This is a genomic window from Streptomyces sp. R302, from assembly GCF_012927245.1.
In the GTDB taxonomy this organism is placed as follows: domain Bacteria; phylum Actinomycetota; class Actinomycetes; order Streptomycetales; family Streptomycetaceae; genus Streptomyces.
This window is the reverse complement of sequence record NZ_JABBGE010000009.1, coordinates 94,351-108,214: the sequence shown is the minus strand read 5'-3', so window position 1 is coordinate 108,214 and position 13,864 is coordinate 94,351. Positions and strand designations below refer to the sequence as shown.

At 72.8% G+C, this 13,864-nt stretch carries 12 protein-coding genes; 9 read left to right on the top strand and 3 right to left on the bottom strand.

The window, feature by feature from the left end; translation table 11 throughout:
• The first annotated feature begins 88 nt into the window (after nucleotides 1-88).
• Both HHL19_RS26900 and HHL19_RS26895 read left to right on the top strand, forming a co-directional pair.
• Complete coding sequence (locus HHL19_RS26900) at nucleotides 89-1,918, top strand: acyl-CoA dehydrogenase (protein WP_169093213.1); 1,830 nt, start codon at nucleotides 89-91, stop codon at nucleotides 1,916-1,918.
• A 272-nt stretch (nucleotides 1,919-2,190) separates the two neighbouring features.
• On the top strand, nucleotides 2,191-3,498 hold the full coding sequence (locus HHL19_RS26895; RefSeq protein WP_169092935.1) for a M18 family aminopeptidase: 1,308 nt from the start codon (nucleotides 2,191-2,193) through the stop codon (nucleotides 3,496-3,498).
• 6 nt (nucleotides 3,499-3,504) lie between these two features.
• On the opposite strand, the gene HHL19_RS26890 is transcribed toward HHL19_RS26895, so the two are convergent.
• A complete protein-coding gene (locus HHL19_RS26890) occupies nucleotides 3,505-5,322 on the bottom strand; it encodes an NHL domain-containing thioredoxin family protein (RefSeq protein ID WP_169092934.1) in 1,818 nt (605 codons plus the stop codon).
• A gap of 165 nt (nucleotides 5,323-5,487) precedes the next feature.
• Here HHL19_RS26890 and HHL19_RS26885 point away from each other — a divergent pair, with 165 nt between their 5' ends.
• The 7 genes from HHL19_RS26885 to HHL19_RS26855 all read left to right on the top strand — a co-directional run bounded on the left by HHL19_RS26885 (nucleotide 5,488) and on the right by HHL19_RS26855 (nucleotide 11,772).
• A complete protein-coding gene (locus HHL19_RS26885) occupies nucleotides 5,488-6,903 on the top strand; it encodes a hypothetical protein (protein WP_169092933.1) in 1,416 nt (471 codons plus the stop codon).
• Between the two features lie 3 nt (nucleotides 6,904-6,906).
• Nucleotides 6,907-7,656, top strand: a complete 750-nt coding sequence (locus tag HHL19_RS26880; RefSeq protein WP_169092932.1) for a DUF4239 domain-containing protein — start codon at nucleotides 6,907-6,909, stop codon at nucleotides 7,654-7,656.
• A 43-nt stretch (nucleotides 7,657-7,699) separates the two neighbouring features.
• Nucleotides 7,700-8,188, top strand: a complete 489-nt coding sequence (locus HHL19_RS26875; RefSeq protein WP_169092931.1) for an LURP-one-related family protein — start codon at nucleotides 7,700-7,702, stop codon at nucleotides 8,186-8,188.
• A gap of 176 nt (nucleotides 8,189-8,364) precedes the next feature.
• Nucleotides 8,365-8,748, top strand: a complete 384-nt coding sequence (locus tag HHL19_RS26870) for a hypothetical protein (protein ID WP_169092930.1) — start codon at nucleotides 8,365-8,367, stop codon at nucleotides 8,746-8,748.
• A 13-nt stretch (nucleotides 8,749-8,761) separates the two neighbouring features.
• A complete protein-coding gene (locus HHL19_RS26865; RefSeq protein ID WP_169092929.1) occupies nucleotides 8,762-10,219 on the top strand; it encodes a hypothetical protein in 1,458 nt (485 codons plus the stop codon).
• 46 nt (nucleotides 10,220-10,265) lie between these two features.
• Complete coding sequence (locus HHL19_RS26860; protein WP_169092928.1) at nucleotides 10,266-10,877, top strand: hypothetical protein; 612 nt, start codon at nucleotides 10,266-10,268, stop codon at nucleotides 10,875-10,877.
• A gap of 139 nt (nucleotides 10,878-11,016) precedes the next feature.
• On the top strand, nucleotides 11,017-11,772 hold the full coding sequence (locus tag HHL19_RS26855; RefSeq protein WP_346768418.1) for a histidine kinase: 756 nt from the start codon (nucleotides 11,017-11,019) through the stop codon (nucleotides 11,770-11,772).
• Between the two features lie 36 nt (nucleotides 11,773-11,808).
• Here HHL19_RS26855 and HHL19_RS26850 read toward each other — a convergent pair whose 3' ends face one another.
• Nucleotides 11,809-12,927, bottom strand: coding sequence for an SMI1/KNR4 family protein (locus HHL19_RS26850; protein ID WP_169092926.1), 1,119 nt, complete (start codon nucleotides 12,925-12,927; stop codon nucleotides 11,809-11,811).
• Nucleotides 12,924-13,727: a carbon-nitrogen family hydrolase gene (locus HHL19_RS26845; protein ID WP_169092925.1), complete on the bottom strand. Its 804-nt coding sequence runs from the start codon at nucleotides 13,725-13,727 to the stop codon at nucleotides 12,924-12,926. The genes HHL19_RS26850 and HHL19_RS26845 overlap by 4 nt, the downstream gene beginning before the upstream one ends.
• Between the last annotated feature and the right edge of the window lie 137 nt (nucleotides 13,728-13,864).

Sequence of the window (13,864 nt, the reverse complement as noted above, 5' to 3'; positions counted from 1 at the left end):
GTAGAGAAGAGTGCGCTACCCGTGAGTAGGAAGCGGGTGGCCCTCGGTGCACGAGGAATCCCTCCCCGATCTTTACGGAGCCGTCGCCATGGGGCACTACAAGTCGAATCTCCGCGACATCGAGTTCAACCTCTTCGAGGTGCTCGGCCGCGACAAGGTGTACGGCACCGGTCCGTTCGAGGAGATGGACGTCGACACCGCCAAGAGCATCCTCGACGAGATCCGCCGCCTCGCCGAGAACGAGCTGGCCGATTCCTTCGCCGACGCCGACCGCAACCCGCCGGTCTTCGACCCGGAGACCAACACCGCCCCGGTCCCGGCCACCTTCAAGGCGTCGTACAACGCCTTCATGGAGTCCGAGTACTGGCGCCTCGGCATCCCCGAGGAGATCGGCGGCACGGTCTCCCCGCGCTCCCTGATCTGGGCCTACGCGGAGCTGCTGCTCGGCTCGAACCCGGCCATCTGGATGTACTCCTCCGGCCCGGCCTTCGCCGGCATCCTCTACAACGAGGGCAACGAGGCGCAGAAGAAGATCGCGCAGATCGCCGTCGAGCGCCGCTGGGGCTCCACGATGGTCCTCACCGAGCCCGACGCCGGCTCCGACGTCGGCGCCGGCCGCACCAAGGCCGTCCAGCAGGAGGACGGCTCCTGGCACATCGAGGGCGTCAAGCGCTTCATCACCAGCGGTGAGCACGACATGGAGGAGAACATCCTCCACTACGTCCTCGCCCGCCCCGAGGGCGCGGGCCCCGGCACCAAGGGCCTGAGCCTCTTCCTCGTCCCGAAGTACGAGTTCGACTGGGAGACCGGCGAGCTCGGCGCCCGCAACGGCGCCTACGCGACCAACGTCGAGCACAAGATGGGCCTCAAGGCCTCCAACACGTGCGAGATGACCTTCGGCGACAAGCACCCCGCCAAGGGCTGGCTCATCGGCGACAAGCACGACGGCATCCGCCAGATGTTCCTCATCATCGAGTTCGCCCGCATGATGGTCGGCACGAAGGCGATCTCCACCCTCTCCACGGGCTACCTCAACGCCCTGGAGTACGCCAAGGAGCGCGTCCAGGGCACCGACCTGGCGAACTTCATGGACAAGGCCGCGCCCAAGGTCACCATCACGCACCACCCCGACGTCCGCCGCTCGCTGATGACGCAGAAGGCGTACGCCGAGGGCATGCGCTCCCTCGTCCTCTACACGGCCACCGTGCAGGACGAGATCCAGCTCAAGGAGGCCGCGGGCGAGGACGCGAAGGCCCTCATCGGCCTGAACGACCTGCTCCTGCCGATCGTCAAGGGCTACGGCTCCGAGAAGGGCTACGAGCAGCTCGCCCAGTCGCTCCAGACCTTCGGCGGCTCCGGCTTCCTGCAGGAGTACCCGATCGAGCAGTACATCCGGGACGCCAAGATCGACACCCTCTACGAGGGCACCACCGCCATCCAGGGCCAGGACTTCTTCTTCCGGAAGATCGTCCGCGACCAGGGCGCCTCCCTGAACGCGCTGTCCGAGGAGATCAAGAAGTTCCTCGCGGTCGGCACCGGCGGCGAGGAGCTGGCCGACGCCCGCGACGCGCTCGCCAAGGCGGCCGTCGACCTGGAGGCGATCGTCGGCCGGATGATCACCGACCTCACCGCCACCGGCGAGGACGTCAAGAACATCTACAAGGTCGGCCTCAACACCACCCGCCTGCTCATGGTCTCCGGCGACGTCGTCGTCGGCTACCTGCTCCTCAAGGGCGCGGCCGTGGCCGCCGAGAAGCTCGCGGCGGGCGCCACCGGCAAGGATGTCGCCTTCTACCAGGGCAAGATCGCCGCCGCGAAGTTCTTCGCCGCGAACGTCCTGCCCGGCGTCTCCACCGAGCGCCTCCTCGCCGACGGCGTCGACGGCGGCCTGATGGACCTGGACGAGGCCGCGTTCTAGTACTCCGGTACCGAACGCACCACGTCCTTACTGGAACGGCCCGTCCCCGGGGAGGGGGGCGGGCCGTTCCCCCTTTTTTGGAGGCTCGGTCCGCCTCCGGGGCGCCGAAGCCGGGCTCACGGCCCCGACGCGCCCCTTCGGCTCACTCGCCGGGTTCCGCGGGCGGAGGTACGGGCTCCGTGGGCCGAGGTCCCGAAGGGGGCGTCGGGGTACGGGCGTCGGGGCTCCCGACCGGGCCCGGGGGTGGAGAGGGGTCACCGTAAGGTGGGCGTATGAGCAGCGCAGCTTCCCGACCGGCGTCCGCACCCTTCGGGCCCGGACACACCGATGACCTGATGTCCTTCCTCGCGGCCTCCCCGTCGCCGTACCACGCGGTGGCCAACGCCGCGGACCGGCTGGAGAAGGCGGGCTTCCGCCGGGTCGAGGAGACCGCGGCGTGGGACGGGACGAGCGGCGGGAAGTTCGTCACCCGCGGCGGCGCGATCATCGCCTGGTACGTGCCCGAGGGCGCCGCCCCGCACACCCCGTACCGGATCGTCGGCGCGCACACCGACTCCCCCAACCTGCGCGTCAAGCCCCAGCCCGACATGGGAACGCAGGGCTGGCGGCAGATCGCCGTGGAGATCTACGGCGGCAGCCTCCTCAACACCTGGCTCGACCGCGACCTCGGCCTCGCCGGCCGCCTCACCCTCCGCGACGGCGGCCACCGCCTCGTCAACGTCGACCGGCCGCTGCTGCGCGTCCCGCAGCTCGCCATCCACCTCGACCGCTCCGCCAACGACGGGCTCAAGCTCGACCGCCAGCGCCACATGCAGCCCGTGTGGGGCACCGGCGAGGTCCACGAGGGCGACCTGATCGAGTTCGTCGCCGGCGAGGCCGGCGTGGACGCCGAGGACGTGGCCGGCTGGGACCTGATGGTCCACGCCGTCGACAAGCCCGCCTACCTCGGCCGCGACCGCGAACTCGTCGCGGGCCCCCGCATGGACAACCTGCTGTCCGTGCACGCCGCCGTCGCCGCGCTCGTCGAGGTCGCCGGCCGCGAGGACCTCCCGTACATCCCGGTCCTCGCCGCCTTCGACCACGAGGAGAACGGCTCCGAGGCCGACACCGGCGCCCAGGGCCCCCTCCTCGGCACCGTCCTGGAGCGCTCCGTGTACGCCCGCGGCGGCGCCTACGAGGACCGGGCCCGCGCCTTCGCCGGCACGGTCTGCCTCTCCTCCGACACCGGCCACGCCGTCCACCCCAACTACGCGGAGCGGCACGACCCGACGCACCACCCGCGCGTCAACGGCGGCCCGATCCTCAAGGTCAACGTCAACCAGCGGTACGCCACCGACGGCACCGGCCGCGCCCTCTTCGCCGCCGCCTGCGAGAAGGCGGGCGTGCCGTGGCAGTCGTTCGTCTCCAACAACGACATGCCCTGCGGGACCACGATCGGCCCCATCACGGCCGCCCGCCACGGCATCACCACCGTCGACATCGGCGTGGCGATCCTCTCCATGCACAGCGCCCGCGAGCTCTGCGGCGCCGAGGACCCCTACCTCCTCGCCAACGCCCTGGTCGCCTTCCTGGAGGGCTGACCCGCCTTACGCGTCCAGCCCCGCGAGGATCAGCGGGAGGCGGCTCGCGCCGTCTCCCGTGATCCGCACCGGGACGCCCCAGTCCTGCTGGTGGACGTGGCAGGCCGGGTACTCGTTGGCCGGATCGTCGTCGCAGGACGCGGCCATCGCGGAGACGTGCAGGACGCCCTCGGTGAGGTCCGGGTTCAGCTCCAGGTCGCGGAAGAGGTCCGTGCCCGTGCCCTCGCCGGAGAGCAGCAGCTCCGGCGGGGTGGACGAGACCAGGAGGCGGGTGGAGGGGCCGTAGCGCTCGTCCAGCTTCTGGCCCGTCGGCGCCTGGAAGACGACGTCCAGGCGGAAGGCGCCGGGAGCGACGTCGGTGGCCTCGCGCTTCGTGCGGTGCGCGACCGCCTCCACCCGCACGGCCTCCTCCGGGAGCCGCAGCCGGGTCAGACGGTGGCGCGCCGACTCGACGACGACGATGTCGCCGCCGACGAGGACCGCGTCGCTGGGCTCGCGCAGATCGGTCGCGAGGGTGGTGACCTCGCCGGTCGCGGGGTCGTAGCGGCGCAGGGCGTGGTTGTACGTGTCGGAGACCGCGACCGAGCCGTCGGGCAGGGCGGTCACGCCGAGCGGGTGCTGGAGGAGGGCCTGTTCGGCGGCACCGTCCCGGTGCCCGAAGTCGAAGAGGCCGGTGCCGACGGCCGTGTGGACGTGCCCGTCGGTGTCGACGTACCGCAGCGCGCTGGTCTCCGAGTCGGCGATCCAGAGGCGGTCCTCGGTGGCGGCGAGCCCGGACGGCTGCGCGAACCACGCCTCGGCGCCGGGGCCGTCGACGAGCCCCTCGTTCGTCGTCCCGGCCGCCACCTCGACGGTCCCGGACGCGGGGTCGTACGTCCAGATCTGGTGCACGCCGGCCATGGCGATCCACACCTTGCCCCGCCACCAGGCGACGTCCCACGGCGAGGACAGGTCCACGTCGAGCGCGGGCCCGGAGGTCGGCGACCCCTGCCACCACTGCCTGCCGGTACCGGCGATCCGCTCCACCTCGCCGGTCGCCGGGTCGAACCGCTGGAGCGCGTGGTGCACGGTGTCCGCGACGACGACCGTCCCGTCCGGCAGCAGCGCCAGACCCTGCGGCTCGCGGAACACCCCCTCGCCGCCGATCCGCCGCACGACGGTCTCCCCGTCGGCGGCCAGCTCGACCAGCTGGTGCCGGGTGGTGTCCGAGACGAGCAGGTTCCCCTCCGGCAGGACGACGGCCTTCCCCGGGAAGCGCAGATCGGTCGCGACAGGCTCCGGCGGCACGTACGGCCCGTCCCCGCGCCGCAGCGTCCCCTTCGCCTCGTGCTCCGCCTCCAGCTCCTCCACCAGCGTCCGGAGCGCGTTGGCGTGCCCCTCGCCCGCGTGCTGGGCGACGACGTACCCCTCGGGGTCGATCACGACGAGCGTCGGCCACGCCCGCACGGCGTACTGCTTCCAGGTCGCGAGCTCCGGGTCGTCGAGCACGGGGTGGTGCACCTCGTACCGCTCCACGGCGTCGACGACCGCCTGGTGCTCGGCCTCGTGCACGAACTTCGGCGAGTGCACGCCCACGATGACGAGCGTGTCCCGGTGCTTCTCCTCCAACTCCCGCAGCTCGTCGAGGACGTGCAGGCAGTTGATGCAGCAGAAGGTCCAGAAGTCCAGCACGACGATCTTGCCGCGCAGTCCGGCGAGGGTCAGCTCGTCGCCGCCGGTGTTGAGCCAGCCGCCCTTGCCGATCAGCTCGGGGGCACGGACACGGGCGCGGGAACGGGGGGAGGGCGCGGGCGCGGGAGTGGGCGCCGGGGCAGCATCGTTCATCCTTCAAGCTTGCCATCCGCCTGTGAACGGGCCGCGAAGGGCCCGAACATAAGGGCGTACACGCGGACGGGCGTACGCGCGTACGAGTGGATCGGTGGGGCCGAGTGGGGGGTGCGGGCGTGTCCCGGGGTGAGGGAGGGACGCGGCGGGCGTTGGCATGGACGCATGACGCATGCGGGCAGATCATCCGACTACTCGCGCATCCGGGGGAGACGGGCCGTCCGGGCCGGCGCCGGGATCCTCGCCGGGGTGCTCGTCCTGCCCTGCCTCGTCCTCGCCGCCGGGGCCCCGGCGGCGGCGGGCGGCGCGGGCGACAGGGCGCTGCGGCTCACCGTCACCGTCAACGGGCGCGGGGACGGCGGGGAACGGCCGACACCCGTACGGGCCGGGAGCGAGGTGGTGAAGCGGTACCGGCTGGTGAACCGGGGCGGCGCCGATCTGCACGGGGTGCGGGTGCACGATCCCGGGAACCCCGAAGGGGTCACCGTGCGCTGCCCGCGCCGGACCCTCGTCGGGCTCACCTCCATGGAGTGCGCCGCCCGCTTCCGCGCCCTCCCCGGCACCCGCACCGCCACCGTCCGCGCCGAGGGCCGGATCCCATCGCTCGGGCTCGCCGCCACCGCGACCGCCCGCGGCGGGTACGCCGGCGTCCTCGGGTCCCTCGTCCTCGGCGAGCGGGTGCGCCTCGCCGCGCCCGCGACGAAGGGCGCGGCCACCGTCACGTACACCGTCGCCAACCGCGGGAACCGGCCCCTGTACGACGTGCGCGTCACCGATCCCGGGCTCGGGCTCGCCGGGCGCGGTGTCGACTGCGGCGCGGGCCCGCTCCGGCTCGCCCCCGGCGCCTCCGCGCGCTGTACGGCGACCGTGCGCCGCCCGCCGGGCGTCCACCGCAGCACCGGCCTCGCCACCGGCACCGACCGGGTCGCCACCTACGCCCCCGACGGGCGGCGCCTCGCCGCACCCCTGCTCACCGCCCGCTCCGGCGCCTCCTTCACGGTGCCGAGGCCGGAGCCGGAGCCGGTACGGGAGGGGGCGGCTGTGGCTGGTCCGTCTGGTGCGCCTGGGGCACGCGGGGTATCTGGTGCGCCTGGTGCGCCCGGTGCGCCTGGGGGTGCCGCCGTCGCGCCCGTGCCTCCGCTGACCGACGTCCTGCCCATCGGCCCGCCCGGGACCGACGCCCTCCCCGGTCTCGACGAGGCCGCAGGCCTCGGAGCCGCCGTGGCCGGAGAAGGGGAAGGTGCCGGTGCGGGTGCGGGGGCGGGGCTGGTGGAGCCGCCCCCGGCCGCACCGGCCGCACCGGCCGCACCAGAGGAACCCGGCGCGACAGGAGACACAGGCGGCACAGGCGGCACAGGCGGTACCAGCGAGACAGGCGGCACCGGCGAGGCATCGACCGGCGGGCGTACCCCGCCCGATACCGCCGCCCGGCGGACCGCGACGCTCGACGGCGAGGGGTTTCTCGGGAGGTTGCGGCGGCGGGGGCGGGAGGCGGACGAGATGGGGGTGGTCGTGATGCTGCTGCTGATCCTGGTGCCGGCGGCCCTCGCCGCCGCACTCCTGGGGAACCGGAGGACCTGACCCGTGGCCCTGCTCGAAACGCTCGTCGTCGTCGGCGGCGTCGCCCTGCTCGGCGCGCTCGCCGTCATCGTCAAGACGCGGCTCTTCCCCACCCCCGAGAGCGAGGAGCCGCGCGAGGACGTCGCCGAGTACATCGCCATGATGGTCTCGGTCCTCTACGCCATCGTTCTCGGCCTCTGCCTGGTCTCCGTCTGGGACACCCGGACCTCCGCCTCCGACCACGTCCAGGCCGAGGCGAGCGCCCTGCACCAGATGTATCTGCTCGCCGACGCGCTCCCCGACGACCGGCGCGAGCCGCTGCGGGAGGCGGCGCGGACGTACGCCGACCACGTCGTCGACGTCGAGTGGCCGATGATGGCCGCCCGGCAGCAGCTCGACGCCTCCGGCTGGCGGCTGCTCGAACAACTCCGGCGGGCCGGCGAGGTCGGCGACACCGCCACCGTCTCGCAGCAGATCGCCGCGCAGGAGGTCCTCGCCCAGCTCGGCAACGTGGACGACGCCCGGCGCAGCCGGGAGGCGGCCGCGCAGGAACGGCTGTCGCCGGTGCTGTGGGCCGGGCTGATCATCGGCGGTGTCCTGACCCTCGCCTTCATGTTCATCTTCGGCATCCATCACACCCGCACCCATGTGGTGATGGTGATGGGCCTCGCCGGTTTCATCGCCTTCACCGCGCTGCTGGTCCATCAGCTCGACGAGCCGTTCGGGGAGACGCTCGGCACCGGTCCCGAGGCCTTCACCCGCTACTTCGTGTGATCGCGCTGTTTCACGTGAAACAGCAAGAGGGGAGACATTCCGCATGAAATACCTGGTACGAGACAAGATCTTCGCGCTCGGCGACGACTACTGGATCGAGGACGAGGACGGCCGGCACGCCTTCCTCGTCGACGGCAAGGCCCTGCGGCTGCGCGACACCCTGGAGCTGAAGGACCGTGACGGGCGGGTGCTCGTCACGCTGCGGCAGAAGCTCCTGAGCCTGCGCGACGCGATGACGATCGAGCGGGACGAGCAGCCGCTGGCGACCATCCGCCGCAAGCGGCTCTCGCTGCTGCGCAACCACTACCGCGTGACGCTCGTCGACGGCACCGAGCTGGACGTCAGCGGCCGGATCCTGGACCGGGAGTTCGCCGTCGAGTACGAGGGCGAACTCCTCGCCCACATCTCCCGCCGCTGGCTCCGCGTCCGGGACACCTACGCGGTGGACGTCGTCCGCGAGGACGCGGACGCGTCCCTGCTCATCGCGGTGGCGGTGTGCGTGATCCGGATGGCCGAGCGGGGAGGGGAGTAGCCGGAGGGGACGGAGACCGGCGGGTCCTGTAAGGCTCTGGCCAACGTGGCTTGTTTCCGGCGCTCGGACCGGGAAACATACGGGTGCATCTGCAAAGTGATGTCGTCGTACCGCCATGGGGGCTCCGCGAGATGGGTTTTGACGAGGAAACTGCCGGCCTTGGGGCCACCGGGTCCATGCGCCTGAACGGGCTGGACGACGGCACCGGCGGCCGGGGGATCGTCGGTGGCGGCGCCCCGGACCTGCGGACCGCGCCGGAGAAGAAGCGGGCGGCGGCGAACACCATCGAGACCGAGCTGGAGCCCAACACGGGCAAGGCCGCCAAGTGGGCCGACGAGGCCACCACCACGGCGATCTCCACCTTCGGCGGCTGGTCCGTCGCCGCCGGCCTGAAGACGGTCGACACCACCTGGAACAACCAGGTCAAGGCGCTGCTCGGGCGCCTCGCGCACGAGAAGGGCGCGCTGCGCGGCACCATCACCACGCTCAACGGCCAGGACGTGGCCGTCCGCTCGCAGCTCGCGGGCGTGCGGCCGATCTCCTCCATCTCCGGCTACTGAGAAGGGTGCCGTCGTGCTGACCTACTCCGAGATCATGACCACCGACCTCGGCAAGCTCTCCGCCGCCGCCGACAAGTGGGACGAGATGGCGAAGGAGCTGCACCGGGTCGAGGTGCGCTACCGGGACAGCGTGCAGGTGCTGCCCGACTCGCCGGCCTGGATGGGCCTGAGCGCCAACGCCGCGCGGACCAACTTCTCCGCGACCCGGTACGAGTACCAGGCCGCGCAGACCCAGGCGAAGGCCACCGCGACGCTGCTCCGCAACGGGCACCAGCAGTTCGTCGAGTTGAAGAAGCAGCTGGAGTCGGCCCGTGCCGACGCCGTGAAGGCCGGCATGAAGGTCTCCGAGGAGGGCCGGGTCGCCTACGACCACGAGCGGCTCACCCCCGGTGAGAAGCAGGCCGTCATGCACGACCCGGACTACGCCAAGAGCATCCGGGCAGCGGAGACCGCCTGGGACGAGCAGCTCGACAGCTGTGTGAAGGCCTTCGACCTCGCCGACCAGGACCTGAAGAAGGACCTGGAGGCCGTGGTGAAGGACAGCGGCGGCGGCAAGAACGACGAGACGCTCGGGACCGGCTTCAACGGCGGTGCGGACAAGGTCGCCGCGGCCGACGACAAGGCCAAGGCCGACCGGATGGACCTCGCCTGGCTGGAGATGAAGGACAGCGAGACGCTCGACGACTACATCAAGCGGCTCCAGAAGGAGGGCCTCACCCGGCTCACCGGCAACCCGCAACTCGCCGAGCTGGTGACCAAGTTCACCAACGGCGCGATCACAGCGGGCGCGTTCACCGGCGCGCTGACGGCCGCCGGCCTGTACTCGTACAAGCTGTCCAAGGCGCTCCGGCCGCCGTTCGTGCACCCGACCGCGCCCGGCACCTTCCTCTCCAAGCACTTCAACATGCGGCTCGCGGGCGCCGCGCCCGGCAGCCTGCTCAGCAAGATCCCGCCGGGCCTCGCCACCGCCCTCACCGGCTCCGACGAGGCCGCCATGTGGGGCGGGTTCATGCGGAACGGCTCGTTCTTCATGCCGACGGCCGCCGAGGCCAACCTGCTCAAGGTCGCCCAGAACGGCGGCCTCGCCAACGCGGCGAAGGCGGCCGGCTGGCTGCGCGGCGCCGGCGTCGTCGGCGGCGTCGCGGCCACCGCCTACGGCGTGGCCAACCTCGCCACGTACGACACCGACATGATCAAGGCGGACCCGGCGAAGTTCGCCTCGGACCTGACCGGCACGGCCTTCAGCGCGTCCATGACGGCGCTGACCGTCGCCCCGACGCCGGTCACCCTCGGCCTCGCCATCGGTACGGGCGTGGCCTACGGCGCGGCCCTCATCTGGGACAACCACGAGGCCATCGGCAAGGGCCTGGAGGACGCCGGCGAGTGGGTCGGCGACAAGGCGTCCGACATCGGCGAAGGGATCAAGGACGGCGCGAAGAAGCTGGGCAGCGCGCTGAACCCGTTCGACTGAGCACCCGGCCGTCGGCCGGACTTCGACCGAGAGGTACACAGGGATCATGCACACCGACGTCACCCCCTTCGAGCTGCGGCGCTGGCAGGAGGGGGGCCGGCACGACCACCGGGCCGGCTTCAAGGGGAGCTCACGGGAGTTCGGCGAGATCGTCCTCACCGCCCCGCTGCCCCGGAGCAACGCGGAGGCGGCCGTCGTCTCCGAGCTGCGCGGCGGCCTGCTCCCCACGGCCTCCTTCGAGGCGCGCGGGATCCACACCGACGTCGTGAAGCTGCCCACCCTCAACCGGTCCACCCTCCGCGTCGGCGACCGGATCGTCCCCCTGTCCCGCAACCGCGCGGGCTTCACCGCCGGCCAGCGCGCCCTGCACCTGCGGTTCGCGGGCGACGACTACCGGCTCTCCGCCCTCGACAAGCGCGGCTACGTCCTCACCCGCCTGCCGGACGACGAGGACCCCGGCGTCACCGTCACCGTCCGCGAGTCCGGCCGCGGGAAGAAGCGGCGGCTCCAGGTCCAGGTCGCCGGCCGCGCGGAGGGCGGCGACCTGTCCCTGGCGCTGATCTTCGCGGGGGTGGACCGGTCGGCGCTGACGCGGCTCGGCGCCGTGAAGGCGGGGATCTCGCGGGTGACGCACCTGTTCGCCGAATCGCAGTACTGATCCCCCCCCCGTTCCGCACCCCCTTCTCTTCCGACCTTCCGACCTTCCGACCTTCCGAGCGAGTGAGCGAGTGAGCGCATAGATGCCTTCCTTCGATGTGACCCGGTCCCGTTTCCGTCTCAGTGACGACCATGTGTTCGTGCTGGCCCAGATGGCGACCGGGCAGCCGGTCCCGGAGGCCCTGGAGGGCGCGCGGGCGGCGCTGCGGGAGGCCGGGCTGATCAACGCGGCCGGGGAACTGTCCGCCCTGCTGCTGCCCGTCATGAAGACCGTCGTCCAGCCGAACGTGATCGTCTCCCTGGAGGCCGGCGGCCGCCAGGGCACCCTGCTCCACGGGCTCCTCATCGGCGAGGAGCACGTCGTCTGCCACGAGAGCTGGCCGGGCGAGGCGGAGGCCGTCTACCGGCTCGTGGAGCCGCGCACGGTGGTGTGGACGCTCGCCGACCTCGTCGCGCTCCGCCAGTCCGGCGGCGCGCCGGCGGACGAGGCGGTCGTGGAGACGACGATCGGGGTCCTGGAGGCGGGCCTGGCGGCCCTGGAGAAGGCAGCGTCGACACCGGGCGCGGACGAGCGGGCGCTGGTGGCGGCGGCCCTGGAGGCGGCGGGCGGACCGGCCGCCCCGCTGGCCGACCTGATCGTCGAGCTGCGCTCCCAGTGGCGCGTCACGGCCGCGTGGCAGGGCGGCCCGGAGGGCGAGCGGGGTGTCGTGGCGCGGATCGTGGCGGCCTGGGACTGCGGGCCGCTGGGCTACTGGCAGCGCGAGCTGCCGGCCGAGCCGGTCGCCGAGGGTTCGGTGACGCCGGAGAGCGCCTTCCGGCTGCGCCGGGTGACGCCGAAGCGGCTGTGGCAGTCCCTGACGGACCTCCTCCCGGACGCCGCCGAACTCGCCTCCTGAGCAGGGGCGGGGGCGGGGGCGGGGAAGCCCCGGGTCTCAGGCCCGGGGCGCCGTCCGCGGCTCGTACGTGACCTGCTCGACCGGGTCCTCGTGCGGATGGAAGAGGGCGGGCAGGCCCTCGACGGCGAGCTCGCCGCGCAGCCAGGCGAGGAGCGTCCCGGGGAGGGTGCCGGTGAGCGGCCGGCCCACGCGCGCGTGGCGGGGGTCGATGATCAGCGGCCAGGTCTCGGGGTCGTCGCCCTCGGCGAGCCAGCCGAGCTGGTCGCCGTCGATGGTCGAGGCGAACGGCAGGAAGCCGCCGGGCTCGGGCCAGACGGCCAGCGGGTGGAACTCGGGGTAGTCGGCGCGCGAGGAGCGGTAGGTGTCGGCGTACCACTCGGCCCAGGGCGCGAGGTCGTACTCCCCGGTGCCCCAGGGCAGGGGGAAGCGCAGCCAGTCGCACCAGACGCCGCCGCCGTACGCCTCCATCAGGCGGACGTAGTCGCCGGGGAGTTCGGTGCCGAGCTGGTCGTACGTCCACTCCCAGCCGCGCGGGCCGAGGTACGGCTCCGGGGGCGGCGGGACGGCGGCGAGGAGGGTGTCGAGTCCGGTGCCGCCGCTCGCGAACGCGGCGCGCTGCGCGGCCGTCGGCTCCGGGCGGCGCGGCGGCGGGACCCATGGCCCGGTGGCGTCCTCGGCGCGGGCGCTGCGGGCGAGGGTCCGGGGCAGGCCCTCGTCGACGAGGAGCGCGAGGGCGGGCAGCAGGGTGGTGCCGGGGCGGCGCCAGGGGTCGCGGCCCTTGTCCTTCTCGTGCGGGTCGTGGAGGACCACGGGCCAGGCGTCGGGGTCGTCGGAGGCGCTGGTGTCCCAGAAGAGGGTGCCGGAGGTGCGCGTCTCGCCGAAGGGGAGGACGCCGGGCGCCGTGCGGCGGTACTCCTGGACGAAGCGGCCGTAGTCGAAGAGGCCGTGCGCGTCGGCGTACGGCGTATGGATCCAGAACCGCTCGCCGAGGAGGACGGGGCCGTAGAGGGTGGCGATCGCCTTGTAGTCGGCGGGCAGCCGCAGTCCGATCCACTCCTCGACGGCGGCCCAGTCGACGGGGATCGCGGGCCCCTCGGGCGGCGGCCCGAAGAGCCCGGCGAAGGCGGCGAGCGCCTCGTCCCGGAAGTCCGTCACACGCGCGTCCGGCGGGGCGCGGCGACGCCGAGGACGCGGTCCTTGAGGGCCGGGAAGTCCTCGCGGATCGCGGCGGGCTTCGCCGGGTCGAGGACGGCCCGCAGGATTTCCTCGCCGGGCCCGGCCTCGGCGAGGATCTCGCCCCAGGGGTCGACGACCAGCGAGTGCCCGGCCTGTTCGACGCCCGCGTGGGTGCCGGCGGTGCCGCAGGCGAGGACGTACGCCTGGTTCTCGACGGCCCGGGCCTGGGCGAGGAGCCGCCAGTGGGCGCGGCGGCGGGCGGGCCAGCCGGCCGGGACGACGAAGGCCTCGGCGCCGGCGTCGACGAGGCCGCGAAAGAGCTCGGGGAAGCGCAGGTCGTAGCAGGTGCCGACGCCGACGGTGAGGTGCGGCAGGTCGAAGGTGACCAGGTCCTCGCCGGCGGCGAGCAGCACGGCCTCGCCCTGGTCGAAGCCGAAGCGGTGGATCTTGCGGTAGGAGGCGGCGAGTTCGCCGTCGGGGGAGAAGACGAGGGAGGTGTTGTAGAGGGAGCCGCCGGCGGACTCGACGAAGGAGCCGGCGTGCAGCCAGACCTCGGCGTCGCGGGCGGCAGCTGCCATCGACTTGTACGTGGGTCCGTGGAGGGGCTCGGACTCGGCGGCCCAGAGGTCGGCCGAGAACGCCCCCGTGGGCCACAGTTCGGGGAGGACGACGAGGTCCGCGGCCCCGCGCTCCTCCCGTACGAGGCGGGCCGCTCGGGCCCGCCGGTCGGCGACCGGTTCGTCCGGGTCTACCGCGATCTGGATCAGCGAGGCGCGCACACTACCACCGTCCTGGCGTTGAAGCCGTCAACACCGGCCTACGATCGTCACACGAAAGCACTGCCGGGGTGCTCCCGGGGAGCGTAACTTAGCGTCCGAGCCTCCCATTCCACTGTCGCCCAGTCGTGTTTTCAGCC